This is a genomic window from Bradyrhizobium sp. USDA 4354 (assembly GCF_054060315.1).
In genome coordinates this window covers 5006857-5031003 of the sequence record NZ_JBSSDC010000001.1, presented here as the reverse complement: position 1 = coordinate 5031003, position 24147 = coordinate 5006857, and the positions used below count along the sequence as shown (strand labels likewise).

Annotated in this window: 25 protein-coding genes and 1 tRNA gene; 11 read left to right on the top strand and 15 right to left on the bottom strand. The window is 63.6% G+C overall.

Going from position 1 to position 24147, the window contains the following annotated elements:
- Positions 1-17 precede the first annotated feature (17 nt).
- The 3 genes from ACVIIV_RS23290 (at position 18) to ACVIIV_RS23280 (ending at position 4228) form a co-directional block, all read left to right on the top strand.
- Entirely contained in the window at positions 18-1151 is a 1134-nt protein-coding gene (locus tag ACVIIV_RS23290) for a glycosyltransferase family 4 protein (RefSeq protein WP_456746238.1), read from the top strand.
- A 117-nt stretch (positions 1152-1268) separates the two neighbouring features.
- A complete protein-coding gene (locus ACVIIV_RS23285; protein WP_456746237.1) occupies positions 1269-2816 on the top strand; it encodes an undecaprenyl-phosphate glucose phosphotransferase in 1548 nt (515 codons plus the stop codon).
- A gap of 149 nt (positions 2817-2965) precedes the next feature.
- The gene (locus tag ACVIIV_RS23280; protein ID WP_456746236.1) at positions 2966-4228 is read left to right on the top strand and encodes an O-antigen ligase family protein; all 1263 of its coding nucleotides are present in this window, start codon (positions 2966-2968) and stop codon (positions 4226-4228) included.
- A 66-nt stretch (positions 4229-4294) separates the two neighbouring features.
- On the opposite strand, the gene ACVIIV_RS23275 is transcribed toward ACVIIV_RS23280, so the two are convergent.
- Positions 4295-4765 (bottom strand): MarR family winged helix-turn-helix transcriptional regulator, encoded by a 471-nt coding sequence (locus ACVIIV_RS23275; protein WP_456748800.1) that lies wholly within the window; start codon positions 4763-4765, stop codon positions 4295-4297.
- A 147-nt stretch (positions 4766-4912) separates the two neighbouring features.
- On the opposite strand from ACVIIV_RS23275, the gene ACVIIV_RS23270 reads away from it, so the two are divergent.
- Positions 4913-6109: an FAD-dependent monooxygenase gene (locus ACVIIV_RS23270; protein ID WP_456746235.1), complete on the top strand. Its 1197-nt coding sequence runs from the start codon at positions 4913-4915 to the stop codon at positions 6107-6109.
- Positions 6110-6255: 146 nt separating this feature from the next.
- On the opposite strand, the gene ACVIIV_RS23265 is transcribed toward ACVIIV_RS23270, so the two are convergent.
- From ACVIIV_RS23265 to ACVIIV_RS23255, 3 genes are read right to left on the bottom strand one after another with little or no spacing between them, the layout of a single operon-like run.
- Positions 6256-7434, bottom strand: a complete 1179-nt coding sequence (locus ACVIIV_RS23265) for a saccharopine dehydrogenase family protein (protein ID WP_456746234.1) — start codon at positions 7432-7434, stop codon at positions 6256-6258.
- Positions 7435-7443: 9 nt separating this feature from the next.
- Complete coding sequence (locus tag ACVIIV_RS23260; protein ID WP_456746233.1) at positions 7444-8226, bottom strand: DUF169 domain-containing protein; 783 nt, start codon at positions 8224-8226, stop codon at positions 7444-7446.
- A 52-nt stretch (positions 8227-8278) separates the two neighbouring features.
- Positions 8279-9046, bottom strand: coding sequence for a YdcF family protein (locus tag ACVIIV_RS23255; protein ID WP_456748799.1), 768 nt, complete (start codon positions 9044-9046; stop codon positions 8279-8281).
- Positions 9047-9214: 168 nt separating this feature from the next.
- Between ACVIIV_RS23255 and ACVIIV_RS23250 the strand changes: the two genes are divergently transcribed.
- The 3 genes from ACVIIV_RS23250 to ACVIIV_RS23240 all read left to right on the top strand — a co-directional run bounded on the left by ACVIIV_RS23250 (position 9215) and on the right by ACVIIV_RS23240 (position 11108).
- On the top strand, positions 9215-10156 hold the full coding sequence (locus ACVIIV_RS23250; RefSeq protein ID WP_456746232.1) for an acetamidase/formamidase family protein: 942 nt from the start codon (positions 9215-9217) through the stop codon (positions 10154-10156).
- Between the two features lie 200 nt (positions 10157-10356).
- Complete coding sequence (locus ACVIIV_RS23245) at positions 10357-10554, top strand: hypothetical protein (RefSeq protein ID WP_024341172.1); 198 nt, start codon at positions 10357-10359, stop codon at positions 10552-10554.
- A gap of 74 nt (positions 10555-10628) precedes the next feature.
- On the top strand, positions 10629-11108 hold the full coding sequence (locus tag ACVIIV_RS23240) for a GcrA family cell cycle regulator (RefSeq protein ID WP_456746231.1): 480 nt from the start codon (positions 10629-10631) through the stop codon (positions 11106-11108).
- Positions 11109-11373: 265 nt separating this feature from the next.
- Here the strand turns inward: ACVIIV_RS23240 and ACVIIV_RS23235 are convergent, their stop codons facing one another.
- Positions 11374-12897 carry a porin gene (locus ACVIIV_RS23235; RefSeq protein WP_456746230.1) on the bottom strand — a complete coding sequence of 508 codons (1524 nt, stop codon included), beginning with the start codon at positions 12895-12897 and terminating at the stop codon, positions 11374-11376.
- A 403-nt stretch (positions 12898-13300) separates the two neighbouring features.
- Between ACVIIV_RS23235 and ACVIIV_RS23230 the strand changes: the two genes are divergently transcribed.
- Complete coding sequence (locus ACVIIV_RS23230; RefSeq protein WP_027576527.1) at positions 13301-13807, top strand: MarR family winged helix-turn-helix transcriptional regulator; 507 nt, start codon at positions 13301-13303, stop codon at positions 13805-13807.
- Positions 13808-13830: 23 nt separating this feature from the next.
- Here the strand turns inward: ACVIIV_RS23230 and ACVIIV_RS23225 are convergent, their stop codons facing one another.
- Both ACVIIV_RS23225 and ACVIIV_RS23220 read right to left on the bottom strand, forming a co-directional pair.
- Entirely contained in the window at positions 13831-14943 is a 1113-nt protein-coding gene (locus ACVIIV_RS23225; RefSeq protein WP_456746229.1) for an alpha/beta hydrolase family protein, read from the bottom strand.
- Between the two features lie 250 nt (positions 14944-15193).
- Positions 15194-16165 (bottom strand): SDR family NAD(P)-dependent oxidoreductase, encoded by a 972-nt coding sequence (locus ACVIIV_RS23220; protein WP_456748798.1) that lies wholly within the window; start codon positions 16163-16165, stop codon positions 15194-15196.
- 401 nt (positions 16166-16566) lie between these two features.
- Between ACVIIV_RS23220 and ACVIIV_RS23215 the strand changes: the two genes are divergently transcribed.
- From ACVIIV_RS23215 to ACVIIV_RS23205, 3 genes are all read left to right on the top strand, one after another.
- The gene (locus ACVIIV_RS23215) at positions 16567-16806 is read left to right on the top strand and encodes a hypothetical protein (protein ID WP_456746228.1); all 240 of its coding nucleotides are present in this window, start codon (positions 16567-16569) and stop codon (positions 16804-16806) included.
- Positions 16713-17225 (top strand): hypothetical protein, encoded by a 513-nt coding sequence (locus ACVIIV_RS23210; protein ID WP_456746227.1) that lies wholly within the window; start codon positions 16713-16715, stop codon positions 17223-17225. Before ACVIIV_RS23215 ends, ACVIIV_RS23210 begins: the two co-directional genes overlap by 94 nt.
- Positions 17226-17499: 274 nt before the next feature.
- Positions 17500-18006 (top strand): septal ring lytic transglycosylase RlpA family protein, encoded by a 507-nt coding sequence (locus ACVIIV_RS23205; protein ID WP_456746226.1) that lies wholly within the window; start codon positions 17500-17502, stop codon positions 18004-18006.
- Positions 18007-18201: 195 nt separating this feature from the next.
- Here the strand turns inward: ACVIIV_RS23205 and ACVIIV_RS23200 are convergent, their stop codons facing one another.
- The 8 genes from ACVIIV_RS23200 to plsX all read right to left on the bottom strand — a co-directional run bounded on the left by ACVIIV_RS23200 (position 18202) and on the right by plsX (position 24068).
- Positions 18202-18618, bottom strand: coding sequence for a DUF421 domain-containing protein (locus tag ACVIIV_RS23200; protein ID WP_456746225.1), 417 nt, complete (start codon positions 18616-18618; stop codon positions 18202-18204).
- A 307-nt stretch (positions 18619-18925) separates the two neighbouring features.
- Positions 18926-19303 carry a hypothetical protein gene (locus ACVIIV_RS23195; protein ID WP_456746224.1) on the bottom strand — a complete coding sequence of 126 codons (378 nt, stop codon included), beginning with the start codon at positions 19301-19303 and terminating at the stop codon, positions 18926-18928.
- 422 nt (positions 19304-19725) lie between these two features.
- A complete protein-coding gene (locus ACVIIV_RS23190; RefSeq protein WP_456746223.1) occupies positions 19726-20601 on the bottom strand; it encodes an outer membrane protein in 876 nt (291 codons plus the stop codon).
- A 159-nt stretch (positions 20602-20760) separates the two neighbouring features.
- Positions 20761-20838: transfer RNA gene (locus ACVIIV_RS23185), tRNA-Pro, on the bottom strand.
- A 113-nt stretch (positions 20839-20951) separates the two neighbouring features.
- Positions 20952-21530 (bottom strand): MerR family transcriptional regulator, encoded by a 579-nt coding sequence (locus ACVIIV_RS23180; protein ID WP_456746222.1) that lies wholly within the window; start codon positions 21528-21530, stop codon positions 20952-20954.
- Positions 21531-21554: 24 nt separating this feature from the next.
- Positions 21555-21896 carry an integration host factor subunit alpha gene (locus tag ACVIIV_RS23175; RefSeq protein WP_212374710.1) on the bottom strand — a complete coding sequence of 114 codons (342 nt, stop codon included), beginning with the start codon at positions 21894-21896 and terminating at the stop codon, positions 21555-21557.
- A gap of 133 nt (positions 21897-22029) precedes the next feature.
- Positions 22030-23010 carry a beta-ketoacyl-ACP synthase III gene (locus ACVIIV_RS23170; RefSeq protein WP_456746221.1) on the bottom strand — a complete coding sequence of 327 codons (981 nt, stop codon included), beginning with the start codon at positions 23008-23010 and terminating at the stop codon, positions 22030-22032.
- Positions 23007-24068, bottom strand: a complete 1062-nt coding sequence (plsX, locus tag ACVIIV_RS23165) for a phosphate acyltransferase PlsX (RefSeq protein WP_456746220.1) — start codon at positions 24066-24068, stop codon at positions 23007-23009. The genes ACVIIV_RS23170 and plsX overlap by 4 nt, the downstream gene beginning before the upstream one ends.
- Between the last annotated feature and the right edge of the window lie 79 nt (positions 24069-24147).

Here is a 24147-nt window from a genome sequence, read left to right as displayed (position 1 = left end):
TCGAGCTGGTTTTGATCATGCCCCCCTCTCCCGACCGGCCGCTTCGCATCCTGCACGCCGTGCGTGCTCCGGTCGGCGGAATCTTCCGCCACATCCTCGACGTCGCCAACGGCCAGGTCGACCGCGGCCATCATGTCGGCATCCTCGCCGACAGCCTCACCGGCGGCGAACGTGCCGACAAGGCGCTGGCCGAGCTCGCGCCGCGGCTGAAGCTCGGCGTGCACCGCATGGCGATCCGCCGCGAGCCGTCCCCTGATGATATTATGGTGTGGCTGCGGATGCGGCGGCTGATCGCAATGCTCAAGCCCGACGTGATACACGGCCACGGCGCCAAGGCCGGCGCCTTCATCCGCATGCGGCGGCGCTCGGACGACACTATCCGCATCTACACCCCGCATGGCGGCTCGCTGCATTATCCCCTCAACACGTTCAAGGGCGAGTTCTACGCGCGGCTCGAACGCGCGCTGATGGACTCGACGGACCTGTTCCTGTTCGAGAGCGCGTTTGCCCGCGACACCTATCAGCGCATCGTCGGCACGCCCAAGGGCGTGGTCCATTGTGTCTTCAATGGTGTCACTCCGGAGGAGTTCGAGCCTGTCGTAATGGCCGACGATGCGACTGACCTCTGCTATGTCGGCGAGTTCAGGCACATCAAGGGCGCCGACCTGCTGGTCGATGCCGTGGCGCGCCTGCATGAAGGCGGCAAGAAGGTCACGCTCACGCTCGGCGGCGACGGCGAGGAGACGGCCGCGCTGAAGGCGCAGGTCGAAAGGCTCGGCCTCACCAGTGCCATCCGCTTCATCGGTCACGTCAAGGCGCGCTACGGCTTCTCCAAGGGGCGGCTGCTGGTCGTTCCCTCTCGCGGCGATTCCATGCCTTACGTCGTGATCGAGGCCGGCGCCGCAGGCATTCCGATGATCGCATCCAAGATCGGCGGCATCCCAGAGATCTTGGGCGCCGAGAGCCCGGCTCTGTTCGCGCCGAGCGATCCCGAAGCCATGGCGGAGGCGATCGCCGCCGTGCTGGACGATCCGCAAACCACCACGCAGCGCGCGGCGTCCTTGCGCGAGCGCATCTCGGCGCATTTCTCGCAAGCCGCGATGGTCGAGGGCGTGCTTGCCGGCTATCGCGACGCGTTTGCCAATCATTAACCATCCTTAAGCCCGCTTTAGAAATTCTTCCGATTTGTTCGATAATCGAAGCGCCAGGGGATGCTTGCCCGGACGCGCAAGGCCGCGCCGCGGGCCTTGGAATGGACGTGGACGCCCGTGGAACCGCTCAACGCACGCTCGATGCTCGATGCCGCGACCAGCGCTGCGGCAAAGCCTGCTGACCAGCCCTTTGTCGAACGCCGTCGCCGGCTCTCGCCTGCGGCGCTCGAAGTCGTCAACCAGAAGGTCGCCCGCGCCTATTCGCCGATCGTGATCGCCGGTTTCGTGCGCGTGGCCGATTTCGCGCTGCTGAGCCTCGTCGGCATTGCACTCTATGTCGGCTACGTCATGCCGCTGTCCGGCTTCAGCTGGATCTATCCTGCGGAGGTCATCGCCGTCGCCGTCGCCGCCGTGGTCTGCTTCCAGGCCGCCGACATCTACCAGGTGCAGCTGTTCCGTGGTCAGCTGCGGCAGATGACGCGGATGATCTCGTCCTGGTCGTTCGTCTTCCTGCTCTTCATCGGCATCTCCTTTTTCGCCAAATACGGCAGCGAAATCTCGCGGCTGTGGCTGGCGGCCTTCTATTTCCTCGGGCTCGCCGCGCTCATGGCCGAGCGACTTGTGCTGCGCTCGCTGGTGCGCGGCTGGGCACGCCAGGGCCGGCTCGACCGCCGCACCGTCATCGTCGGCTCCGACAGTAACGGCGAGCAGCTGGTCGAGGCGCTGAAGGCGCAGGAAGATTCCGACATCCACGTGCTCGGCGTGTTCGACGACCGCAACGACAGCCGTGCGCTCGACACCTGCGCCGGCGCGCGCAAGCTCGGCAAGGTCGACGACATCGTGGAATTCGCCCGCCGCACCCGCGTTGACCTCGTGCTGTTCGCGCTGCCGATCTCCGCGGAGACGCGCATCCTGGAGATGCTCAAGAAGCTCTGGGTGCTGCCGGTCGACATCCGCCTCTCCGCACACACCAACAAGCTGCGCTTCCGTCCCCGCTCCTATTCCTATCTCGGGGAGGTGCCGACGCTCGACGTGTTCGAGGCGCCGATCACCGACTGGGACCTGGTGATGAAATGGCTGTTCGACCGCATCGCCGGCAGCCTGGCGCTGCTCGCCGCCCTGCCGGTGATGGGACTGGTGGCGCTGGCGGTGAAGCTCGACAGCCCCGGCCCGGTGCTGTTCCGCCAGAAGCGCTTCGGCTTCAACAACGAGCGCATCGACGTCTACAAATTCCGCTCGATGTACCACCATCAGGCCGATCCGACCGCTTCGAAGGTCGTGACCAAGAACGATCCGCGCGTCACCCGCGTCGGCCGCTTCATCCGCAAGACCAGCCTCGACGAACTGCCGCAGCTCTTCAACGTGGTGTTTTCCGGCAACCTCTCCTTGGTCGGCCCGCGCCCCCATGCGGTGCAGGGCAAGCTGCAGAGCCGCCTGTTCGACGAAGCCGTCGACGGCTATTTCGCCCGCCACCGCGTCAAGCCCGGCATCACCGGCTGGGCCCAGATCAACGGCTGGCGCGGCGAGATCGACAACGAAGAGAAGATCCAGAAGCGCGTCGAGTTCGACCTCTATTACATCGAGAACTGGTCGGTGCTGTTCGACCTTTATATTCTGCTGAAGACGCCGATCTCGCTGCTGACGAAGAACGAGAACGCGTATTGATTTTTCCGTCATGCCCCGGCTTGACCGGGGCATCCAGTACGCCGCAGCGCCGGCCGTTTTCCACAATGGCCGCCGCGGAGTACTGGATCGCCCGGTCAAGCCGGGCGATGACAGCGGTGTTTGTGGCGTACGAGTAGCGTGAGCGTGTGATGGCGTATGCGGCGACAGCCGGTGGAGTGAACGTTGCCGCGCCGGCTGCGCCCGGCGTGCTGGCGCTCCAGCGCGCGCTGGTGTGGCTGGTCGGCGCCTGCGGCGCCATCGTCTTCATCGAGCCGAGCCCCTACGAGATAGCGACGCTGCTCGCCACCGTCGCCTTCTTCGCCACCGGCCTGCGGCTGCGGCTCGTGCTGATGCCGCTGTTAGCGCTGCTGGTCCTGCTCAATGTCGGCTACACCATCAGCGCGATCCCGCTGCTCGAGCAGCCCGAGGTGGTGAGCTGGATCGCGACCTCCTGGTACATGGCGGTGACCGTGGTGTTCTTCGCCATGGTCATCTCGGAGGACACAGCGGCCCGGCTCGACATGCTTCGCCGCGGCCTCGTGGTCGGCGCGATGGTTGCCTCGCTGCTCGCGGTCGCAGGCTACTTCCATCTGGTCCCCGGCGGCAACGATCTCCTGACGCTCTACGGACGCGCGCGCGGCACGTTCAAGGATCCCAACGTGCTCGGCGCCTTCCTGATCTTGCCGGCGCTGTTCGCGCTGCAAAGCGTGGTCTCGGACAAGCTGGCCAAGGCCTTCCGCAACGTCATCGCCTTCGGCATCATGTCGCTGGCGATCCTGCTCGCCTTCTCCCGCGCCGCCTGGGGCGGACTGGTGCTGACCTCCGCCTTCATGCTGGCGCTGATGGTGCTGACCAGCCGCACCAACGCGCAACGCTCGCGCATCATCATCATGGCGATCGTCGCCGCGGTGCTTGGCCTCGCGCTGATCGCCGTGCTGCTGTCGTTCGATTCCACCGCCGAGATGTTCAAGCAGCGCGCGAGCTTCGACCAGAGCTATGACGAAGGCCGCTTCGGCCGGTTCGGCCGGCACATCCTCGGCGCGGAGATGGCGCTCGACCTGCCGTTCGGCATCGGCCCTCTGCAATTCCACCGCTACTTCCCCGAGGACACCCACAACTCCTACCTCAACGCCTTCATGTCCGGCGGCTGGCTTTCCGGCGTGTGCTATCCGGCGCTGGTCTTCACCACGGTCATCATGGGCTTCCGGCACGTCTTCATCCCCGTGCCGTGGCAGCGCGCCTATCTCGCGGTGTTCTCCGCCTTCCTCGGCACGGTTGGCGAGAGCTTGGTGATCGACACCGACCACTGGCGGCACTTCTGGATGATGCTGGGTGCGATGTGGGGCATGATCGCGGCCGCGCAGGCCTACAAGACTAGGGACGCTACCGCTCCGATGGAATCGGAACGGTAGTGTCTGGTTTCTTGTTTTGACGCGTTTTCTTGACGCGGACCGGTATCCACTTCGCTCGAAAACGCTCTAGCGAGGACGCTTCTTCAACTTGAGATCGGGACGCTTCTCCGGTGGCGTATCGATCAGGCGCTTGAGCGCCTCTGTTGCCGCGAGCACTGCCTTGTAGCCCTCGTTGGCGAAACGCAACAGCAGGCGCAGCTCCTCGTCGGAATAGGCGTTGCAGACCTTCTCCATTGCCTGCTGCATCGGCACGTAGAACTGGCCGAGCTTTGCGATCGTCTCCGGCACGACCGCGATGAAGACCTTGCGGCGGTCTTTCTCATCGCGCTCGCGGCGCACCAGCCCGGCCTTTTCGAGCCGGTCGACCACGCCCGTGATCGCGCCCGTGGTGAGGCCCGTGACTTCGGCGAGCCGGCCCGCGGTGACGCGTCCCTCGAGATAGAGGATGTCCATGCATTCGAGGTCGGAATTGGCAATTCCGGCAACGTTGGCAACGGTCTGGCCGTAGAGCACGCCCTGCGCCGACGACCTGCGCATCGCGGCCTCGAGTTCCTGCAACAATGCCGCACGCGCCTTCGTCCTTGACAAGACCGGCCCTTTCTCTTACTCGATTTATATCTTAGTCGCTAAGAGATTTAGCGACCATAATTTCTCCTAGCACCACGGAAACGTCGGGAGCAAGCCATGTCCAGCCGTCCCCGCAAGGCCCTGATCATCGGCGCCGGCATCGCCGGGCCCGTTGCCGCCATCCTGCTGCGCCGCGCCGGCATCGAATCCGAGATCTATGAGGCCTGGCCCTATTCGAAAGGCATCGGCGGCGGCCTCCAGATCGCGCCGAACGGCATGCATGTCATGGACGAGATCAGCCTTTCGAAGGAGCTGATCAGCCGCGGCTCGGTCGCGGAAGCCTTCGACTTCTATTCGCAGGGCGGCGAGAAGCTCGGCTCGATCAACCGCGACTTGGCGCGGCGCTTCGGCCAGCCGGCCGTCAACATCTCCCGCGCCACGCTGAACGAGATCCTGATCGACAAGGCCTGGTGCGCCTGCGTTTCGCTCTACTTCGAGAAGCGCCTGATCAAGATCGAGGATCGCGGCGACCGGCCGATCATCGCCTATTTCGCCGACGGCACCACCGCCGAAGGCGATTTCCTGATCGGCGCCGACGGCGTGCATTCGGTCGTGCGGCGCCAGGTCGTGCCCGACGGGCCGCAGCCGTTCGACACCGGCCTGATCGGCTTCGGCGGCTTCGTGCCACACGCCGTGCTCGACGGCAGGCCGATCGGCCGGCGCGTCGAGACCACGTTCGGCCAGAGCGGCTTCTTCGGCTACGGCCATTGCAGCCCCGATCCGAATGACGGCGTGATGTGGTGGAGCACCCAGCCTGCGCATGGCATGGACGCGGCGATGTTCCGCGCGCTTGACCATGCGACGCTGAAGCAGCATCTGCGCGGCTTTCACCAAGGCTGGCACGATCCGATTCCCGCCATCATCGAAGCCGCCGAGAACATCGCCGTCACCGACACGCTCGACGTCGCGACCCTGCCGACCTGGTCGCGCAAGCGCTCGCTCTTGATCGGCGATGCCGCGCATGCGACCAGCCCTCACGCGGGCCAGGGCGCCTCGCTGGCGCTCGAGGACGCGATGCGGCTTGCGCGGCTGATGCAAGAGGGCCAGGAGCTCGGCGCCACCTTCCACGCCTTCGAGGCCGAGCGCCGCCCGCGCACCGAGAAAATCGTCGCGATCGCCCGCCGCAACGGCAACAGCAAGCACGAGTTCAGCGCCACCGGCGCCTGGATGCGCAATCAGATGCTGAAATGGCTGCTGCCGCTGGGATCGAAGCGCATGGAGTTCATGTACGCGTATGATGCAAGGGCGGCGTAGCAGCGCGCGCGCAGCCGTAGGGTGGGCAAAGGCGCAACGCGCCGTGCCCACCATCTTCAGCAATCGCGACCAGTGGTGGGCACGCTTCCGCCTTCGTTCTTCGAGCTACGGCGGACAAGTCGCTTTGCCCACCCTACGATACCGAGCTAACCTTCCACCTTGAACGTCAGCCCCGCATTGTCCTGCAGCCGCTTGATCAGCTTGTGCTGCATCGCAGCTCCGGGCGTCCAGAAGCCGGCCGGAACGTCCGCCGCATCACGCAGCAGGCAGACGGCGCATTCGGAGATCATCTTCGAGGTCGAGCCGTAGCCGGGATCGCGGTCGCCGGTGATACCGGCGCGGACCTGGCGGCCGTCGGGCGCGATCGCGACGTAGAGCAGATTGAACAGACCGTTCTCGCGCTCCTCCTTCGACGGCCCCTCGCCCGGCTTCGGCGCGTTCGGGCCGGTCTTCTCGGCATTGGCCGTCATCACGCGCTTCGCGTTGGCCTCGCCCTTCTCGCCGGGGCCGGTCAAAACCATCTCGTCGTAGACGAACTCCTTGCCGTAGGGAAAGCCCATCAGCATGTTGGAGCGATGGACGTTGCGCGTGTTGATCAGCGCCATCATGAACGGCGCGGCCCAGGATTGCAGGTCCTCCTCGTAAGTAGCCCTGTTGCCCTTCGGCTGCTTCGGGCCGGTGAAGCCCGGCGTCAGCGCAAAATGATCGTTGAGGATGGCGACGAGGCCGAGATCCTTGGCGACGGCATCGAAGGTCGCCTTCGCACTCGCCGCGGTGCCGCCTGACAGCGTGCCGCGCATGTCGCGCACACGGCCCTTCACGCGCGCGGCCGGCGCGCCGAACACGCGCCGGGCCTCTTCCTGCACGAACAAGGTGCCAAGCTCGAACGGCACGGAATCATAGCCGCAGGAAAACACGATGCGTGCGCCGCTCGCCTTGGCCGCCGCCTCGTACTTATCGATCATCTGCCGCATCCAGACCGGCTCGCCGCAGAGATCGAAATAGTCCGCACCCGCCGCGACGCAGGCCGCGAGCAGATCCTCGCCGTAGAACTGGTACGGACCGACCGTCGTGATCACGGATTTGGTCTGCGCCACCATCGCCTTCAGCGACGCGGCGTCCGACGCATCGGCCACGATGAGCGGCGTGTCCGCGGGCGCGCCGATCGCCTCGCGCACCGCTTTCAGCTTGTCGAGGCTGCGGCCCGCCATCGCCCATCTCAGCGCCTTGTCGTCCTTGTAATGCGCCGCCAGATATTCGGCGACGAGCTGGCCGGTGAAGCCGGTCGCGCCGTAGACGACGATGTCGAATTTCGCAGAGCTCATGGTCGGCCTTTACTTCTTCGCGTAGCTCACGCCCATGCCGGCACGGACGTCGCTTTGAATGCCATAGGGCGGGATTGGATAGCGCAGGCCGTTCCTGGCCAGCGCCTTCATGCCCTCGATTGCCTTGGCGAGATGCGGGGGCTTCAAGGCCATCAGCATCTCCTCGTCCGGCACGCCGCCATAGCGCCGTTCGGCATAGCATGGCAAGGACAGGCTGGGCTCCCCGGTCTTGAGCGCCCGCCCCCAGGAATCCGCGCACGCGGTCTCGCCGACGACGCCCCATTCGAACTTCTTGTAGCCGGTATATTGCAGCCCGTTGATCAGGATGATCATCTGCCCCGGCGTCGCGTAGACGAGGCAGATGTCGGGCGGATCGAGCCGGCCGCTCGCCAGCGGACTGACGGCGAGCGCCCGATAGTGCCCGAACGGAACCACATCCAGCGCCTCCTGGCGCTTGCGCGCGTCTTCCGCCGTGCCGTGCCAGACCCCGACATAGTTTTCGCCAGCGAGCCATTTCTCGTCCTGGGGCGCAAGCCCGATCACCGCGCGGCACTGCGCGCCGACGAGATCGTCGGCGGTGATGCCGACGGTCCAGCCGAGGCGCGCCGCCATGCTGACGATCTGATCCGTAGTATGGATCGCGTTCGGACGGCGGATTTTTGGGATCGCCTTCATCTCTTCGGCGGTCGCGAACAACTTCATGCCGATCACAGTCGTCTTCAGCCGCAGCAGGCTGTTGAGATCGGCGACGAGGCCGGCAAGATCGATCCTGTCTACGCTCTGCTGTTGCATGGCTTCCTCCCGACCGGCGATCGCGCGCCGTGTTTTTTTTGCGGTCCTCGTTCTAGTCCTTGCGCGGTCCTGGAAGCAACTCGCCGATCCTGCCCATCAGACGGTAAGCCACGAGGCCGATCCACTCGCGTACGGCGACTTCGGTTCGACCCAGCCCGTCCGCTCCAACATTCGTGAACGAGAAAAGATCGCCTCGTCCCCCCATCCGCCAGTCCACGGGATAGGCCTCGACGTCAAATCCGGCCTTGCGGAAGATTCCCATCGAGCGCGGCATGTGGAACGCCGACGTCACCAGGAGCCAGCGCTCGCCCGGTTTCGGCGATACCAATCCCTTGGTGAAGATCGCATTCTCCCAGGTGTTGCGGGAGTCACGTTCGAGGATCAGGCGCTCCTTCGGTATGCCGAGGTTCTCCAGGATCGGCGCGGAATAGTCGGCCTCCTTCGCCTCGGTCGAAACCAGGTTCGCTGAGCCTCCGGTAAAGACGATGCGCGCGTTCGGATAGCGGCGCGCGAGCTCGGCCGGCGCAAACAGACGATCGGCCGCGTGTGCGACGACCGGCGTGCGATGCGCCGCCGACAGATCGGTGTCGACGGAGCCGCCGAGAACGATGATGCCGTCGGGCGCGCCGCGTGACGGATCCCACGCCGGGAAGCGCGACTCCAGCGGATAAATCAGAAGATTGCCGAGCGGCGAGAATGCAGCGAGCGCCAGCAGCACCAGCGTGGTCACGGCAAGCCTGCGGCCGAACGCGGCAAAGCGCGTCGCCATCAGAACGACAGAGAGGATTCCGAGCTCGACCAGGAGGTTGATCGGCAGCAGCGCGGTGCCGAGGGTCTTGGACAGAACGAAAAACAGGGGAGCCTCGCTGAAATCATCTTGTCTGTCTGTGCGGGGCTTGACCGGCCCCGCCATCTTCGGAAATCTTCTTGGAAGAGGATCGATCGCCGGGTCAAGCCCGCGGCCGATGAAACCGACCGGACGCGGCACATGACCCATCATCACCTGCATTCCAGCCCCGAGACCTGCCATTGGGGCTTCTTCGAAGCCGCGCTCAAGCCCGTCCTCACCATTGCCAGCGGCGATGAGGTGACCGTCGACACCATCAGCGGCGGCCCCGACATGCTGCCCGATCGCGACAAATTTCACATCCCGCCCGAGATGCACCAGGTTCATGCCACAAACGAGCGCATGCTGCCGGGCCACATCCTCACCGGTCCGATCGCGGTCGAAGGGGCCGAGCCCGGCGACGTGCTCGCGGTCGAGATCCTCGACGTCCAGCTCCGGCAGGATTGGGGCTGGAACATGATCAAGCCGCTGTCAGGCACCCTGCCCGATGATTTTCACGAGATGCGCATCCTCAACATCCCGCTCGACCGGGCGCGGATGACCGGCCGCATGCCGTGGGGCCTCGACCTGCCGCTCAAGCCGTTCTTCGGCGTGATGGGCGTGTCGCCGCCGCCAGCTTGGGGCCGCATCTCCTCGCTGATCCCGCGCGCGATGGGCGGTAATCTCGACAACAAGGAGTTAGGTGCGGGTGCGACGCTCTTTCTGCCGGTGTTCGTCCCACGCGCGATGTTCTCCTGCGGCGACGGCCATGGCGTGCAGGGCGACGGCGAGGTCTGCGTCACCGCGATCGAGACTGCGCTGCAGGGCCGTTTCCGCCTGACGCTGCGCAAGGACCTCAGGCTCGACTACCCCCGCGCCGAGACGCCGACGCACTACATGACCATGGCGATGGACCCCGATCTTGACCAGTGCGTGGTGCGCGCGCTGCGCGACATGATCGCGCTGCTCGGCGAGACGCGAAACCTGTCGCGCGAGGACGCCTACACGCTGTGCAGCCTCGCCGCCGATCTCAGGGTGACCCAGACCGTCAACGGCGCCAAGGGCATCCATTGCATGATCGAAAAGGCCATCGTGCACGGCTGAGCCGCCGCGCCCTTCCCTGACCTGCCGACATTGAGCCGCCGCCCGGTCCTTCGTGCGGCGCGCCGCGGCGCGTCCGATTCCCAAGCGATTCCAATCAGGTGAGCTGCCGCCTCAGCAGCGATTTGACTTCCACCCCCGAACCTAAATAGAGTCTTAATCGTTACTTTTATGTACCCGAGTAAGAGGCTAGCGTTCGGGCCATGGCCACCGAAAAAGCCGAGACTGACCGCATTCCCGTAACCTTGGCGCTCTCGACCATCGCCTATCTGGAGAAACTGGTGAGGCAGGGCACCCACGGCACCAGCGTTCCCGGCGTCGCACGGACACTGATCGAGGAAGGCATCCGTCTCGCCATCAAGGACGGGCTTTTGTCGATCCGCGACAATGGCAGGACGTGAGCGCGCGCCGGACGTGAGGCGGACGGATCTCGAGACAGCGGATGGCCGACATCTGCAACCTGGGACCGTTACACATGCCTGTTCTCTCACCCACTTGGACCGATGAACGCATCGAACTTCTGAAGCAGCACTTCGAGGCCGGCCTCTCCTGCCGCGAGATCGCCGCCGACATCGGCGTCAGCCGCAATGCGGTGATCGGCAAGCTGTCGCGGCTGAATCTGACGCGCGGCCGGACGGTCGACGACCGCAAGGTCCAGGACAGACGCTTGGCGCCGGCGCGGGTGCGCAGGGTCGTGCCGAGGCTGCAATACGAGATGCTCGCCACGATCTATGGCGAGACCGACGCGCCCGTGATCGCCGGCCCGATCGACGAGGCCAATCGCTGCTCGCTGCTGGAGCTGTCCGAGAACCGCTGCAGATGGCCGATCTCGACGCCGGGCGAACACGATTTCTGCTTCTGCGGCAACACGGCTCCCGACGGCCAGCCCTATTGCGCCGGTCACAGCCGCCTCGCCTACCGGCCGCATACGCGTGCCCGCATGATGCGCGGCTGATGCTGCGCCATCCAAAAACAAAAAACCTCCGGCGGGGCATCACCGGAGGTCTCTGGAGGCTTAGCATGAAGCTAAGAGCCGCAACTTTCGTATTTGGCTGAGCGCTATATAGCTTAGTAACTCAGGTAAGTAAATAAATTTGAGGCAAACGAATCGCATGGCTCGTCTTCGCCCTCCGCAAAGGGTTTCCCAACACCGCTCCGCGCGAAAAAAAGCCCCGGCGTTTTCCCGCCGGGGCTTCATCAAAGTTTGGTAACCTCAGGGCTTACCAGTTGCGCTGGGCGCGCAGCAGCAGGCTGTAGGTGTCCTGGTCCTTCAGCTCGTAGGTGGCCGCCGGCTTGGCCACGCTCGTCAGTGCTCCGGTCGTGATCGCGCCCGAATACTTCTGGTCGAGGTGGCTGTAGGTGAAGTCGGCCGAGAAGGTCAGGTTCTTCACCGGCGTCCAGCGGGTGATGACGCCGACCTGGCCGATGTTGAAGTCCGGGTTGCAGGTGCCGGTCAGGGTGGCGAACGCGGCGCTGCCGCAAATCAGGCCCTTCGCCGTGCCGTTGTAGTTGACCGCAGCCCACGCGCCGTAGAGCGCGGTGTTCCAGTACGGGCTCCAGTTGTGGGTGTAGGCACCACGGAAGCCGTAGGTCTTGGTCAGCTCGAGGTTGCCGCCGGGGCCGAACACCGCGTCAGAGACGCCGGCGAAGCCGATGCTCTGATAGGCGGCGTTCGAGCTGCCGAACATCGAGTAGCTGGTCGCTGCCAGCGACTGGAAGTTGTAGCGGCTCGCGCCCTCGGTGTAGACGCCCGAGATGTTGATCACGTCGCCGGCGCCGGTCGGAATGTTCTTGATCGACAGAGCGAGCTGGACGGCCCAGCCCCACTTGTCTTCCGGATGACCGGTGACTTCAGTGGCCCCGTAGTAGCCGACGTGATTGTCGTGCGCGGCGACCGACGCCTGGAACAGGCCCCAGGCCTGGTCGACGCGGACGGTGCCGACGATGTCGGGCGACCGGGTGCCGCCGATGTCGTTCGAGCCGTACGCGCCGCCGAGGACACCGGTGGTGCTCATGCCGGCCGTGTTCCAGATGTTGGTCGTGAAGAACTGAGTCTGGTCCTGCGCCGAGATCGTCGCCGTCACGCCCTGGCCGAAATCGGCCGTGTAGGTGAACTGGGCGACGCCGTTGGTCGAGCCGCTACCGCCGACCAGCTGGTCGAAGTTGTTGCCGGGATAGTTGACCCAGGGCGCGTCGAACTGCGACACGGACTTACCCATGGTGAAGCCGGCGAACTGGATGAAGGCATAATAGACGCCGAGCGAACCGCCCGAGATGCCGCCGTCCGTCGGGTTGATGCTGGACGAGCCAGCCGTCGTGGCACTGTAGCCGGTCGCACCTGTGGCAGAGCCGGTGCCGACATAGCTGCCGGTCGTCCAGGTGAAGACCGCATCGAAATAGGTGCGGACCACGCCGTACTCGGTCGCGGTGCGCGTGTCGATGTTGAGATCTTCACGAGCGCGCATCGAGTAGTAGTTTGTCAGGCGGTTGTTGGCCGCGAACACGCCGTTGTACTGGGCGCTGTAATTGCCGCCGGCATTGAGCGCCACTTCGGCCCGCAGATAGCCGCCCAACTTGATGCAGGTGTCGCTGCCCGGGATGTAGTAGAAGCCGGCGCCGTACAGCGAACAGATCTTGACGTATTCGACCGCCTTGGCCTTGACCGGAAGATCGGCCGCCTGCGCTCCGCCGACGGCGATCAGACCCGCCGCAGTGCCGAGCAAAAGGCTCTTCACCATTCTCATTTAAAACCTCCAAGTTGCTCATTTTGCGGAGACCGGCCCGTGAGGCCCCCATGATCCCCGTCTCTCAAATCCGCTCGGCCGTTTTGCGCTTTCGGCCACACCCGCATTCGAGGCGAGGGACGTGAGCGAACCACCTGCAACGGGACGATCGAGTACCCCCACCGTCGCGGATCAATATGCCTGCGCTGTTCCGCTAATCAAAATAGTTTATTAGATCAGCTTATTGGTTTCACTAAACCTGTGCCCTGCGTGCAACACCCGGGCCAGGCCAATCTGCTGAGCTGATCATCTTTGTAGTTTTAGTGACGAAATTACCCTGCTCTGCACTTGCGTCAGAGCAGGCTTGCGTGGACTATGGCATCCACGAACACCGACCTGAGCAATCGGTTCACGGAGTGACGCTGTGTCCGCGACGAGGAAAGAAGGAGCGCGCCTGCGCGCCATCGGCAATCTGGATATCATCAGGCGCTTCACCTGGGAGATATCGTCGATCAACATGTATCTCGAGGAGCTGCGTCAGTTCTGGGCGAGGACGCTCGGCATCAGCGGGCCGCAATGGCTGATCCTGATGGCCATTTCCGACCTCGACAAGGACGACGGTATCCCGGTCAACGTCGTGTCGAAGCTCCTCCACGTCGATCCGTCCTTCGTCACCACGCAGTCCAAGCTGCTGGAGAAGAAGGGCCTGTTGCGCCGCCGCCCCTCGCCGACCGACGCGCGCGTGGTCCGGCTGTCCCTGACCGAGAAGACGCAGAAGCACCTGGCGAGCCTCAACGAGCAGTACAAGACCATCAAGGAATTCGTCTTCCAGGAGTTCGACGAGGCCGAGCTGACGGAATTCACCACCAAGCTCGCGACGTTGAAGACCCGTCTGGAAAAGGCCTGCGTCCGTCTGACCCTGGACTTTTGACGCTCGGCTTCTGACGCGGGCCGCTAGATCCGCACGGCGGCGCCGAGCCGCGATTCCAGCCAGTCGAAGATGTATTCGTTGGCAAGGCTCGGATTGTCCGCATGGCTCTGCGCCGCGCCCGTCTCCGCCGCAGTGAACACCTTCAGCATGACATCCGAACTGCCGAGCCGGGAGTTCTGGACGAGCTGACGCGCCCGATCGGCCTTGAGCCAGCCGTCCTCGCCGAGCGTGATCAGCACCGGACAGTCGGCGCTGGAGGCCATCAGCGGCGCATGCGGCACCGGAACGATGCTGACGTCGCTCATCGCGAATCGACTGGCAAAGAAGGCCCGCTCGTGCAGGTCCCACAGGCCGCCGTCGCAGACGGCGGCGGCCAGCCGCGGCTCCTGCAACACCGCGCGTGCCACGAAGGACGAGCCCCAGCCATCGGCGATGATCCCGACGCGCGCGAAGTCGACGTCGCCGCGCGTCTCCAGATAGTCCATGACGCCAGGGATCGCGCTCTCGAGATCCCGGCGCCGCAACAGCGCGTCGAGATAGTCGTCGCGCTGGTCGCCGAACAGGTCGAGCGCCAGCATCGAGAAGCCGCGCTCGCGCGCATGCGGCACGAGCTTGACCAGAAACTCTTCCTTGCGGTGGCCGGGCTCGCCGATGCAGATCACGGTCGGAGCCCGCCCGCGTCCCGACGGCGCAGGAAGGAAGTAGCCCTGCAGCGAATGCCCGTCGAGCCAGGGTATCGTCACCACCTCGCCGGCCGGGCTGCGCGCGGCGAGGTAGCGGCGAGCGCATTCCTGCATCGCCAGCACCGCAACCCAGCGGCGCTCGTCCGCCGGGTCAAGCGGCATCGCCGCGGCACCATAGTAGTTCATCGCGCGCAGCCAATTGCGCTGCGCGCTCGCAAGGTGGCCTTCTGCGAACGCCGCTTCGGCGCGCTGCCGATTGGTTTGTGCCAGCTTCTTCCACTCGCGATGCCAGGACCGGTCGTCGCCGCGCTTCAGCTGCCGCGCGATCATGAGGCATTCCGCAATCGTGGCGCCGCCCTCCTGGGCCGCAGTGAGCAGCCGCGTGAACTCGGCAGAAATGTCCTCTCGCTCCGGGCAAAGGGTCCAGTCGTCGGAGAGGCATGCAGGCATCATCGGGAGCTACGCTCTAATCGTCGCGTTACCCCGATTGACTAAACCATTTCGGCTCGCCCACCAAGCCGCCGCACGCGCCATTACAGGCGTTTGAGATCAACATCGCTTGAACATCGTCATGCCGCATGCGCGACATTCCGACTGGTCATGGAGCGGGCGAAAATTGGCAAGAGGTGGCACGCAAAATTGCTGACCCATCTCTTGCCATGATGATCATCATACCCATATTTGCGCCCGCTCGGAGGCGGCCTCAACCAAGCCGCCAGCCGACCTCCTGCGTGATACTTTCGAAGAAGGCGCGGTCGTAAGCCTGCTCCGGGGTGGCGCGCACGCGCTCGTCGAGGCGTTTGGCGTCCTCGCCGACGAGGATGCGCCAGCGCTCCGCCTTGACGCCGTCGAGGATGATCTTCGCCGCCTCTGCCGCCGTCGTCGGCGCGTCCTCCAGGAAGCTGCGCGCGCGCTCGGCGAATGCCGCCTGGATGTCCTCGTCCGACATCTTGTCGGCATCCGGCACGCCGGCCGCGACCATGCGCTTGCGGGTCAGTGCCACCTCGTCGGCATTGAGCCGCTCCGAGTCATCGGCGCTCTGCACCTTGCGCGAATTGGAGACGATCGAGGTGCCGATGTGGCCGGGCATCACCACCGAGCATTTGACGTGCGGGGCGTGCAGGCGGAGGTCATTGATCAGCGCTTCGGTAAATCCTTTCACCGCGAACTTGGCCGAGCTGTAGGCGGTGTGCGCCTGGTTCATGCCGATCGAGGCCCAGAAGCCGTTGACGCTGGCGGTGTTGACGATGTGGGCTTCGTCAGCCGCAACCAGCATCGGCAGGAAGGTGCGCACGCCGAGATAGACGCCGCCCCAGCAGATGTTGAAGGTGCGCTCCCACTGCTCGCGCGTGTTGGTGAACAGGCTGCCGCCGCCACCGATGCCGGCATTGTTGAACAAGAGATGGATCTTGTCCGTCTTCTGCTGCTCGGCGATCTCGTCGCGAAAACGCTTCAGGTGATCCTCAATCGCGACGTCGGCGACATGCGTCGTGACACGCAGGCCCTGAGGCAGCTTCTCGGTCTCGCACAGCCGCTTGGTCTCGGCCATCGCGGCTTCCGAGACGTCGCACATCGCGACGTTGCAGCCCTCGGAGACCAGCTGCCGCGCGAGCTCGCGCCCCATGCCCGTGCCGCCGCCGGTGATGACTGCGATCTTTCCAGCAAAATCCTTCATGGGACTTCGGTCCCTCCCCTTGTCGGTATGTTTCTTCGTCACGGCGCCGCTGACCAGGGCGCGCGCAAAACTGTAGCAGCGCCACATCCGCAGGTAAAAGCGGCGCGCTGCCGTGTTCGACATCAGTTATTTCGGCGGACGGACTATTCCGCCGCTTCAACGCGCGGCCGGCTCAGCGCATCGGGCACGCCTCGCGTGGCGCCGGTCCCACAATCGGGGGATGATTGCCCGGTTCCCGTATTTGTCCGGCTTCGGGTTAGGGGCAATTTTTTTACAATCCGAATCGTGGGGATGGACGCTGGGTTGAGTCGGCTAGGCCAGCGTGTTGCTTGCGTGTCACAGGCTCTGGCACTCCGCTTGCATCCTCTTCGTGGTCAGAAACAACCGATGAGGTGACAGGAATGTTCGTGACCGTCGTTGCCGTGCTCTGCCGGCTTGGCGTAGCCAGCTCAGGCAGTTGCGTCGAGGAAATCGTGACCGACAGCAACATGACGCCCGAAATGTCGATGATGCAGTGTGCAATCGGCGCACAGGCCCCCTTAGCGAAATGGATGGGCGAGCATCCGATCTATCACGCCAATTGGCGCCTCGAGCGCTACAAATGCGTGCCGGGTCACTACGAGATCAAGGGCCACGCGTAAGGACCCGCAAAACGACCGGCACCAAGACCGCGGATACTAGGACGACCGATCCAAGAGGAAACGCCCTGGGGGCCGTTTATCCCCGCGTGCGGACACCGCAAGCGCCAGACCGATCGCGGGCGCTCTGTGACAAGGATCACGCCCTCCCACCGCGTCCTCGCCGAGCAGATCCCCGCTCCGGCCACCTCAAGGACATCGAAACTTCAAACCACGAAGTCCATGCCCTCGCGCGCGCCTATCTCGAACGCCACCGCAAGGACATGCGCAAGCTCGACCCCGCGCTCGCAGCGTTCATGTGCGTAAGCACGATCGAAGCGATCGCGCACAACACGGTGCTGAAACGAGAGAGCTACGCACGACGCTTCTTAATATCCCGCATCTGGCCTGATGACGATCGCTCTCCCTGCGCCCAAAGCTGATCGTATTGCGCCACTCACCTCCGCCGGGACGTGACCACCTCTGTCGTAGCCCGGCAGCTCACCCCGCTGATTTAAATATTTAAATATATTTAATTTCAGCAAATTAATTGCCGTATCATTTGCGGTCAGGGAGAGCGGGACCGCGGTCAATCTCACTCGGGTACGCTCTCGATCCGCGATGTCGGTATGTCATCACCATTTTGCGGCGTGTTAAGGAACGCGACCTCTGAGCTTGCATTGTCGGCTTGATCTTCAATCATTCATGAGGTCGACAATGCATCTTCTCGTCAGAATGGCGGCGATTGCGACACTCCCTGCTTGGATCGGATTGAACGCGAACAGCGCTGCAGCACAGGATTTCAATGACCGATGGTCCATCATTCCGAAGGCTCACGCAGAGCCGGCGCCTGCTGGACTAGAACAGACGAAGAAGGATCAGGTTGAGTCTCCACCTCCAGTCGCACAGGAGCCATCGGCTGATCGCTCGGGCATGCGATCTTTCAATCGCGTCTTTTCGGGAAAGGCCTCCTATTATTGGTATTCCAAAGGCAAGACAGCGAGCGGTTCGTCATTCAATCGGAATCACCTCACCGCAGCGCACCGCAGCCTGCCATTCGGCACCAAGGTCCGCGTGACCCATGGAGGAAGCAGCGTCATCGTCACCATCAATGACAGAGGCCCGTTCATTCGTGGCCGCGTCCTCGATCTCTCGCTCGCTGCCGCGCGCAGCTTGGGGATTACGAATCACGGCGTAGCTCAGGTTCGTGCCGAGGTGTTGTAGCGCATGACTTTTGAAGCGCCCTGACATTAAATAACCCGACGCGCTTGTGAATATAACCCCTCGAGTACTCGCCGCCTTCATCGGCGTCAGCGCGATAAAGGCGGTCGCGCACAATGCCGTGCTGGCGTGATGGCCACGGAGATGGTGCGGACGCCGGTGGACGGAAGCCACGCGGATGGCGATGGGGTAAGGCCGTCAGGTCTCCTTCCGTTTCACGCTGATATTGCCGTCACCCTCGATATATGCCTCTACGACGTCCGCCGGGCTCGCTATGCCCTCCTCGCGAAGTTTGCTCATCAACTCATCCATCGTCACCAGCTCCTGCCGCATGTGGCGGCGAAGGACCTGCCCGTTCTTGATGAGAAGGAGCGGCGCGGGCCGAGCAAGCCGCTCCACGAAAGGCACGTGATACCCGACCCAGTCGATGGCGAAATTCCAGAAGATGATCGTGGCAACGAGCACGATACCTTCTGTGATCGAGTGGTATTCACCCGCCATGCCATTCTGCGCCGCGTCCGCCAGCAGGACGACGAGAAGCAGATCGGGGATGCTGAGCCCGCCGGTTTGTCGCTTCAAAATGAAGCGCATCAGCGTGAAGATGCCGAGATACATGATGGTGCCCCGCACGATCATTTCGATGACGGAATGCGTCGGGACGAAGATCTCGCTCCACGATAACTGAAACATGTGTTGCCCTCGCACCTAAATGGAAGCGGCCTGATGCCACGTATCGATGGTCCGCCATGAGGCGGCTGACGGTCGCGTCTTCTGGGAGGCTGATATTAGGCGGGGATCTTGCCGTCCGGGTCAGATTTAGGGCATCCGCAATCTGTCGGGACAGGGGATCTCGAAAATAAGGAAAGTGCCCATCCTCCAAGAGCATGCGAAGCCGCCGAGTCAGGGCGGTCGCCTTCATCCATCATCGCATTTGGGGATGCCGACGTTCCCTCAGCTCCCTAATCTGTCGTCCAATTGCGATCGCCCGCTCCTGCGCCCAGAGCTGGTCGTATTGGGCGACTTCATGCCTGACGAGACCTTCCGTCGTCGCCCCCTGGACGATCCGCTCCTTACCCTTCTGGCTGCAGAAGTGCGCGACGAGTCCGGCAATCTTCCGTTGCTCGTCTGGAGGTTGATTGGACAATCGTGCCAAGCTCTCGCGCCACAGACAATCCTCGCGCGCGATCTCGTCACGCAGAACCTGCATGAGCCGATCAGTCTCCTGATCTTTTGGGCTGTCACTGGCCAACGTAGGCGAAGCGGTCAGCGCGAACGTGCAGAGCAAAGCGATCCGATACATGCCCCATCCCACGGGTCAGCATGATGACAGTATGCCCCTGTTTTACCCGACGCGTCAAATTGCTTCGGAAAAACGTCATTTCGTCAATGACCTTCGCTACTGTGCATGGGGTTGTTTTCGGCATTTTGATTTAACGACCACCGCCCCAGCCACCGCCACGGCCATCGCGCACCCGTCCCCGGCGGGAGCAGGGCTCCACGCCGACGTTCATCCACCCGACAGATATTGAAAAAAATGGTCGGAGCGAGAGGATTTGAACCTCCGACCCCTAGTCTCCCAGGCGATGGCGAAGCGTTGATTTCACAGGTCAATTCTTGGAAACGGATGAAAGGCTCTAGATTGCGAAGACAGGCGATTTTACCAGAATTGTAAACTGACCAGGAGGCTGGGGCTCTCGTCAGTAGAGACGAGCTGCCCCGCGGTCAAAAATGGTAGTTCACGCCAACTCGGGCCACGTGGAAATCGGCACGGCCGAGGCCTGCTGTGTAGCTCGACGGGTTTGGACCAATGCCCGTTGCGAGAGCTTTCGCCGATACTGACGATTTGCCGAGATCAACGTAGAGATATTCGGCCTTAAAGCTCCAGCGAGGTGCAAAGCGCCACTCGCCGCCTCCACCCAGGGTCCAGCCGGCCTGAACGCGGGAATTGGTACCCGTGAAGCAAGTTGATCCCGAGGTACACAAGAATGAAGTGCCAGTGTCGGAGACAGCATATGCGCCTCCCGGACCGTTAAACATGTAGTCGCTAAAGGTCCTTACCCCGCCAACAGCGAAACCGCCGGTCCCATACAAAAGTACGCTGGGCGAGATCAACACTCCAAGGCGCCCTCTCATGGTCCCCCACCAGTCGACCTTTTGCTCCGCCGAGATAGTGTGCGTGAAAGCTGGGGGAAGAAGGGGCGTTGTTTCACGTCCGCTTCCGCGCAAGCTCGCTGCGCTCAAGTCACCTTCAACGCCAGCCAGCCATTTACCGCCAAGCTGCCAATTATAACCCGCTTGCAACCCTCCGGTAACACCACTCATTGAGAAGTCGTAGGCTGTGAAAGCAACCTGCCCCGGAAAGGGAGCTAGGAGCGGAATTCCAGGATTGAAGAGGAAAGCGGAAACGGAATCACCTGCGAAATTCACGGATCGCTTTGCCCATGCGCCGCCGACGTTGCCGCCAGCATAAAATCCCGTCCAGCTTGGGCTGGCGTCGACCGTGCGCGTTTTCGTGAAAAGTGCAGGGCTTTGGTCAGCAGCTTCCGCCCCCGACGCGACACTCGCCAAGACTGCTACGGCAGCCAGTGCTCTTCTCACGGGACGCCCCCTCCGCGATTCCAACGCGCCCGAAATTCTTAAATCATGTTGACGCTGCACGCTGTGACGCCAGGGCAACACTCGCGGTACGTTGCAACCCACCCGCAAACGTGCGGCCGGCGGTAACTCGCCCGAAAAGGAATCTGATTCTTTGAAAAATGGTCGGAGCGAGAGGATTTGAACCTCCGACCCCTAGTCTCCCAGACTAGTGCGCTAACCGGGCTGCGCCACGCTCCGAACGTCGTTCCATTAGCTAGGATCGCTGCTTTGCGCAAGGCGACGTCACACCATTTTGGTGTATCCGCCCAAAGCGCTCCGGAACTACCCGCCAAGCCGGCAGAAAGCCGCCCCTACCCGTCCTTCAGCGCCTGATCCAGCATCTCCTTAGCTGCGACGAGGTCGGCGAGCGCCCGGCCCAGCCGCTCCCGGTCGAGCGCGCTGGGGCCGGCGGGCGCTGTGGCGGCGCCGCCCTTGCGGAAGGTGGTGAGGATCTCCTCGTCGTCGATCTCGGTGAAGCGGAAGTCGATGCCTTCCTCCTCATCGCCCTGGAAATCGTCGTCGTCGGTGTCGGTGATGCCCTTGATGGGCGCCTCGTCCTCGGGCTCCATCAGGCTCTGGCCAATGGCATCCTCGATGGCCCCGAAGGAGACCGCGGCCGCGCTGTCGGCGAGGCCCTGCACCGATTTGACGCCGTGCTCTTTCAGGATCCGCTGCACCCCGCGGATGGTGTAGCCCTCGCCGTACAGGAGCCGGCGGATCCCCTTGAGCAGGTCGACGTCGTCGGGGCGGTAATAGCGGCGGCCGCCGCTGCGCTTCATCGGCTTGATCTGGGAGAACCGGGTCTCCCAGAACCGCAGCACGTGCTGCGGAATGTCGAGTTCCTGCGCTACTTCGCTGATGGTTCGGAACGCATCCGGCGCCTTGTCCAAATGGCAGTCCTTTCCGAAAGGCGGTTACGCCTCTTCTTGAGCCTTGGTGGCGTCGCCGTTGGTGCGGTGCTGGGCGTTGATCCGCTGCTTCAGGATCGCCGACGGCTTGAACACCATGACGCGGCGCGGCGAGATCGGCACCTCGGTGCCGGTCTTCGGATTGCGGCCGATGCGCTGACCCTTCTTGCGCACCATGAAGGACCCGAACGAGGACAATTTCACCGTCTCGCCCTTCTCCAGGCAGTCGGTGATCTCCTTCAGCACGAGTTCCACAAAGGCGGATGATTCCGTGCGCGACAGGCCCACCTTCTGGTAGACGGCTTCGCACAGATCGACACGCGTTACGGTTTTACTTTGATCGGTCATCGCCCTGCCCCACATCACGGCGAACAATTGTTGTCTGAAATTAGGAGGTTACGATACGACGGTCAACAGCGCTCATCAATGCCGAGGCATCGATAATCGGCGCTGATTCCGGCAAAATTTTATCTGATGTGGCCTACCAGCGCACCAGCGCGGAACCCCAGGTGAAGCCGCCGCCCATGGCTTCCAGCAGGACCATGTCGCCCTTCTTGATGCGGCCGTCCTTGCGCGCCACCGAGAGCGCCAGCGGGATCGAGGCCGCCGAGGTATTGCCGTGACGGTCCACCGTCAGCACCACCTTCTCCGGCGCGATATGCAGCTTGTGCGCGGAGGCATCGATGATTCGCTTGTTGGCCTGGTGCGGCACGAACCAGTCGATGCTGTCGGCATTGAGCCCGGTCGCGTTGAAGGCGTCGACGATGACGTCAGTGATCATGCCGACCGCGTGCTTGAAGACCTCGCGGCCCTCCATGCGCAGATGGCCGACGGTCTGGGTCGAAGACGGTCCGCCGTCGACGAACAGCTTGGCCTTGTGGCGGCCATCGGAGCGCAAGTGCGTGGTCACGACGCCGCGGTCGGTCGCGGCATTGCCCGGCTGCTCCTGCGCCTGCAGCACCACCGCGCCGGCGCCGTCGCCGAACAGCACGCAGGTGCCACGATCGTTCCAGTCGAGGATGCGCGAGAAGGTCTCGGCGCCGATCACCAGCGCGCGCTTGTAGGCGCCGGTGCGCAGGAAATTGTCGGCGGTGGCGAGCGCGAACACGAAGCCCGAGCACACCGCCTGGAGGTCGAAGGCCGCGCCATGGTTGATGCCGAGCCCATGCTGCACGGCGACCGCCGTCGCGGGGAACGTGTTGTCCGGCGTCGAGGTCGCCAGCACGATCAGCTCGATCGATTGTGCGTCCACACCAGCGTCAGTGAGCGCCGCCTGCGCCGCCTTGAGCGCCAGATGCGAGGTGAACTCGCCCTCGGCCGCGATGTGCCGCTCGCGAATGCCGGTGCGCTGCACGATCCACTCGTCGGAGGTGTCGATCCGCGCCGCCAATTGGGCGTTGGTCACCACCTGCTCCGGCAGGTAGGAGCCGCAGCCGAGCACGACCGAACGAATTTGAGTCACGAAACAGCCTCCTGCGCGGCCTGCACGGAACTGAGTGCACCACCCTCGCGGTTGAGCATCTGATTGATCTTGTTCAGGAGATCGTAGTGAGCCATCTCATAGCCAACATCGATCGCATAGGCAAAGCCTTCGGCGTTGGTTCCGCCATGGCTCTTGACCACCACCCCGTTCAGTCCCAGCAGCACGCCGCCATTGGACTTGTTGGGGTCCATCTTGTCGCGCAGGGCCTGGAAGGCGCTGCGGGCGAAGATATAGCCGAGCTTGGACAGCCAGCTCCGCTGCATCTCGTTCCGAAGTAATTCCGCCATCTGCCGCGCAGTTCCCTCGGCGGCCTTGAGCGCGATGTTGCCGCTGAAGCCCTCGGTCACGATCACGTCGGCCAGCCCCTTGCCGATGCCGTCGCCCTCGACGAAGCCGATATAGTCGAGCTCGGGCAGGTTCCGCGCCCGCAGGATCTCGCTGGCCTCGCGGATCTCCTCGTGCCCCTTGATCTCCTCGGCGCCGATATTGAGCAGCCCGACCGTGGGCCGCGTCTTGTTGAACAGCACGCTCGCCTTGGCCGCGCCCATCACCGCCATCGACACCAAATGGTGGGCATCGCCGCCGAGGGTGGCGCCGAGGTCGAGCACGACGGATTCGCCGCGCTTGGTCGGCCAGATGGCGGAGATGGCTGGGCGGTCGATGCCCGGCAGCGTGCGCAGATGGAAGCGCGCCATCGCCATCAGCGCGCCGGTATTGCCGGCGGAGATCGCGACATCCGCCTCGCCCTTCTTGACCGCATCGATCGCGAGCCACATCGAGGAGGTCTTGCGGCCGCGCCGCAGCGCCTGGCTCGGCTTGTCCTCCATGGTGACGGCGACGTCGGTATGGACAATCTTGGAGGCGGCCTTCAGCTTCGGGTGCCTATCGAGCTCGGGCTCGATCCGGGCTCGGTCGCCGACCAGCAGAAACTCGGTATCGCGATGCCTGCCAAGCGAGATGGCGGCGCCCGGAATGACCACGGCGGGGCCGACATCGCCTCCCATGGCGTCCAGCGCGATGCGAACCTTGCTTGGCATAAAAATCCCGGAAACCTGGTCTGGTGCGGTCTTGAGCTAGCGGGGCCGCAAAATGGGTTCGCCACGGACATGGCGATCG

Excerpts from the sequence above, each read along its gene's own strand:
- ACVIIV_RS23290 (WP_456746238.1), top strand. The coding sequence starts at position 18 with ATGCCCCCCTCTCCCGACCGGCCGCTTCGCATCCTGCACGCCGTGCGT.
- ACVIIV_RS23280 (WP_456746236.1), top strand. The coding sequence starts at position 2,966 with ATGGCGTATGCGGCGACAGCCGGTGGAGTGAACGTTGCCGCGCCGGCT.
- ACVIIV_RS23275 (WP_456748800.1), bottom strand. The coding sequence starts at position 4,765 with ATGCGCAGGTCGTCGGCGCAGGGCGTGCTCTACGGCCAGACCGTTGCC.
- ACVIIV_RS23270 (WP_456746235.1), top strand. The coding sequence starts at position 4,913 with ATGTCCAGCCGTCCCCGCAAGGCCCTGATCATCGGCGCCGGCATCGCC.
- ACVIIV_RS23265 (WP_456746234.1), bottom strand. The coding sequence starts at position 7,434 with ATGAGCTCTGCGAAATTCGACATCGTCGTCTACGGCGCGACCGGCTTC.
- ACVIIV_RS23260 (WP_456746233.1), bottom strand. The coding sequence starts at position 8,226 with ATGCAACAGCAGAGCGTAGACAGGATCGATCTTGCCGGCCTCGTCGCC.
- ACVIIV_RS23250 (WP_456746232.1), top strand. The coding sequence starts at position 9,215 with ATGACCCATCATCACCTGCATTCCAGCCCCGAGACCTGCCATTGGGGC.
- ACVIIV_RS23245 (WP_024341172.1), top strand. The coding sequence starts at position 10,357 with ATGGCCACCGAAAAAGCCGAGACTGACCGCATTCCCGTAACCTTGGCG.
- ACVIIV_RS23240 (WP_456746231.1), top strand. The coding sequence starts at position 10,629 with ATGCCTGTTCTCTCACCCACTTGGACCGATGAACGCATCGAACTTCTG.
- ACVIIV_RS23235 (WP_456746230.1), bottom strand. The coding sequence starts at position 12,897 with ATGAGAATGGTGAAGAGCCTTTTGCTCGGCACTGCGGCGGGTCTGATC.
- ACVIIV_RS23225 (WP_456746229.1), bottom strand. The coding sequence starts at position 14,943 with ATGATGCCTGCATGCCTCTCCGACGACTGGACCCTTTGCCCGGAGCGA.
- ACVIIV_RS23220 (WP_456748798.1), bottom strand. The coding sequence starts at position 16,165 with ATGAAGGATTTTGCTGGAAAGATCGCAGTCATCACCGGCGGCGGCACG.
- ACVIIV_RS23215 (WP_456746228.1), top strand. The coding sequence starts at position 16,567 with ATGTTCGTGACCGTCGTTGCCGTGCTCTGCCGGCTTGGCGTAGCCAGC.
- ACVIIV_RS23210 (WP_456746227.1), top strand. The coding sequence starts at position 16,713 with ATGGATGGGCGAGCATCCGATCTATCACGCCAATTGGCGCCTCGAGCG.
- ACVIIV_RS23205 (WP_456746226.1), top strand. The coding sequence starts at position 17,500 with ATGCATCTTCTCGTCAGAATGGCGGCGATTGCGACACTCCCTGCTTGG.
- ACVIIV_RS23200 (WP_456746225.1), bottom strand. The coding sequence starts at position 18,618 with ATGTATCTCGGCATCTTCACGCTGATGCGCTTCATTTTGAAGCGACAA.
- ACVIIV_RS23195 (WP_456746224.1), bottom strand. The coding sequence starts at position 19,303 with ATGTATCGGATCGCTTTGCTCTGCACGTTCGCGCTGACCGCTTCGCCT.
- ACVIIV_RS23175 (WP_212374710.1), bottom strand. The coding sequence starts at position 21,896 with ATGACCGATCAAAGTAAAACCGTAACGCGTGTCGATCTGTGCGAAGCC.
- plsX (WP_456746220.1), bottom strand. The coding sequence starts at position 24,068 with ATGCCAAGCAAGGTTCGCATCGCGCTGGACGCCATGGGAGGCGATGTC.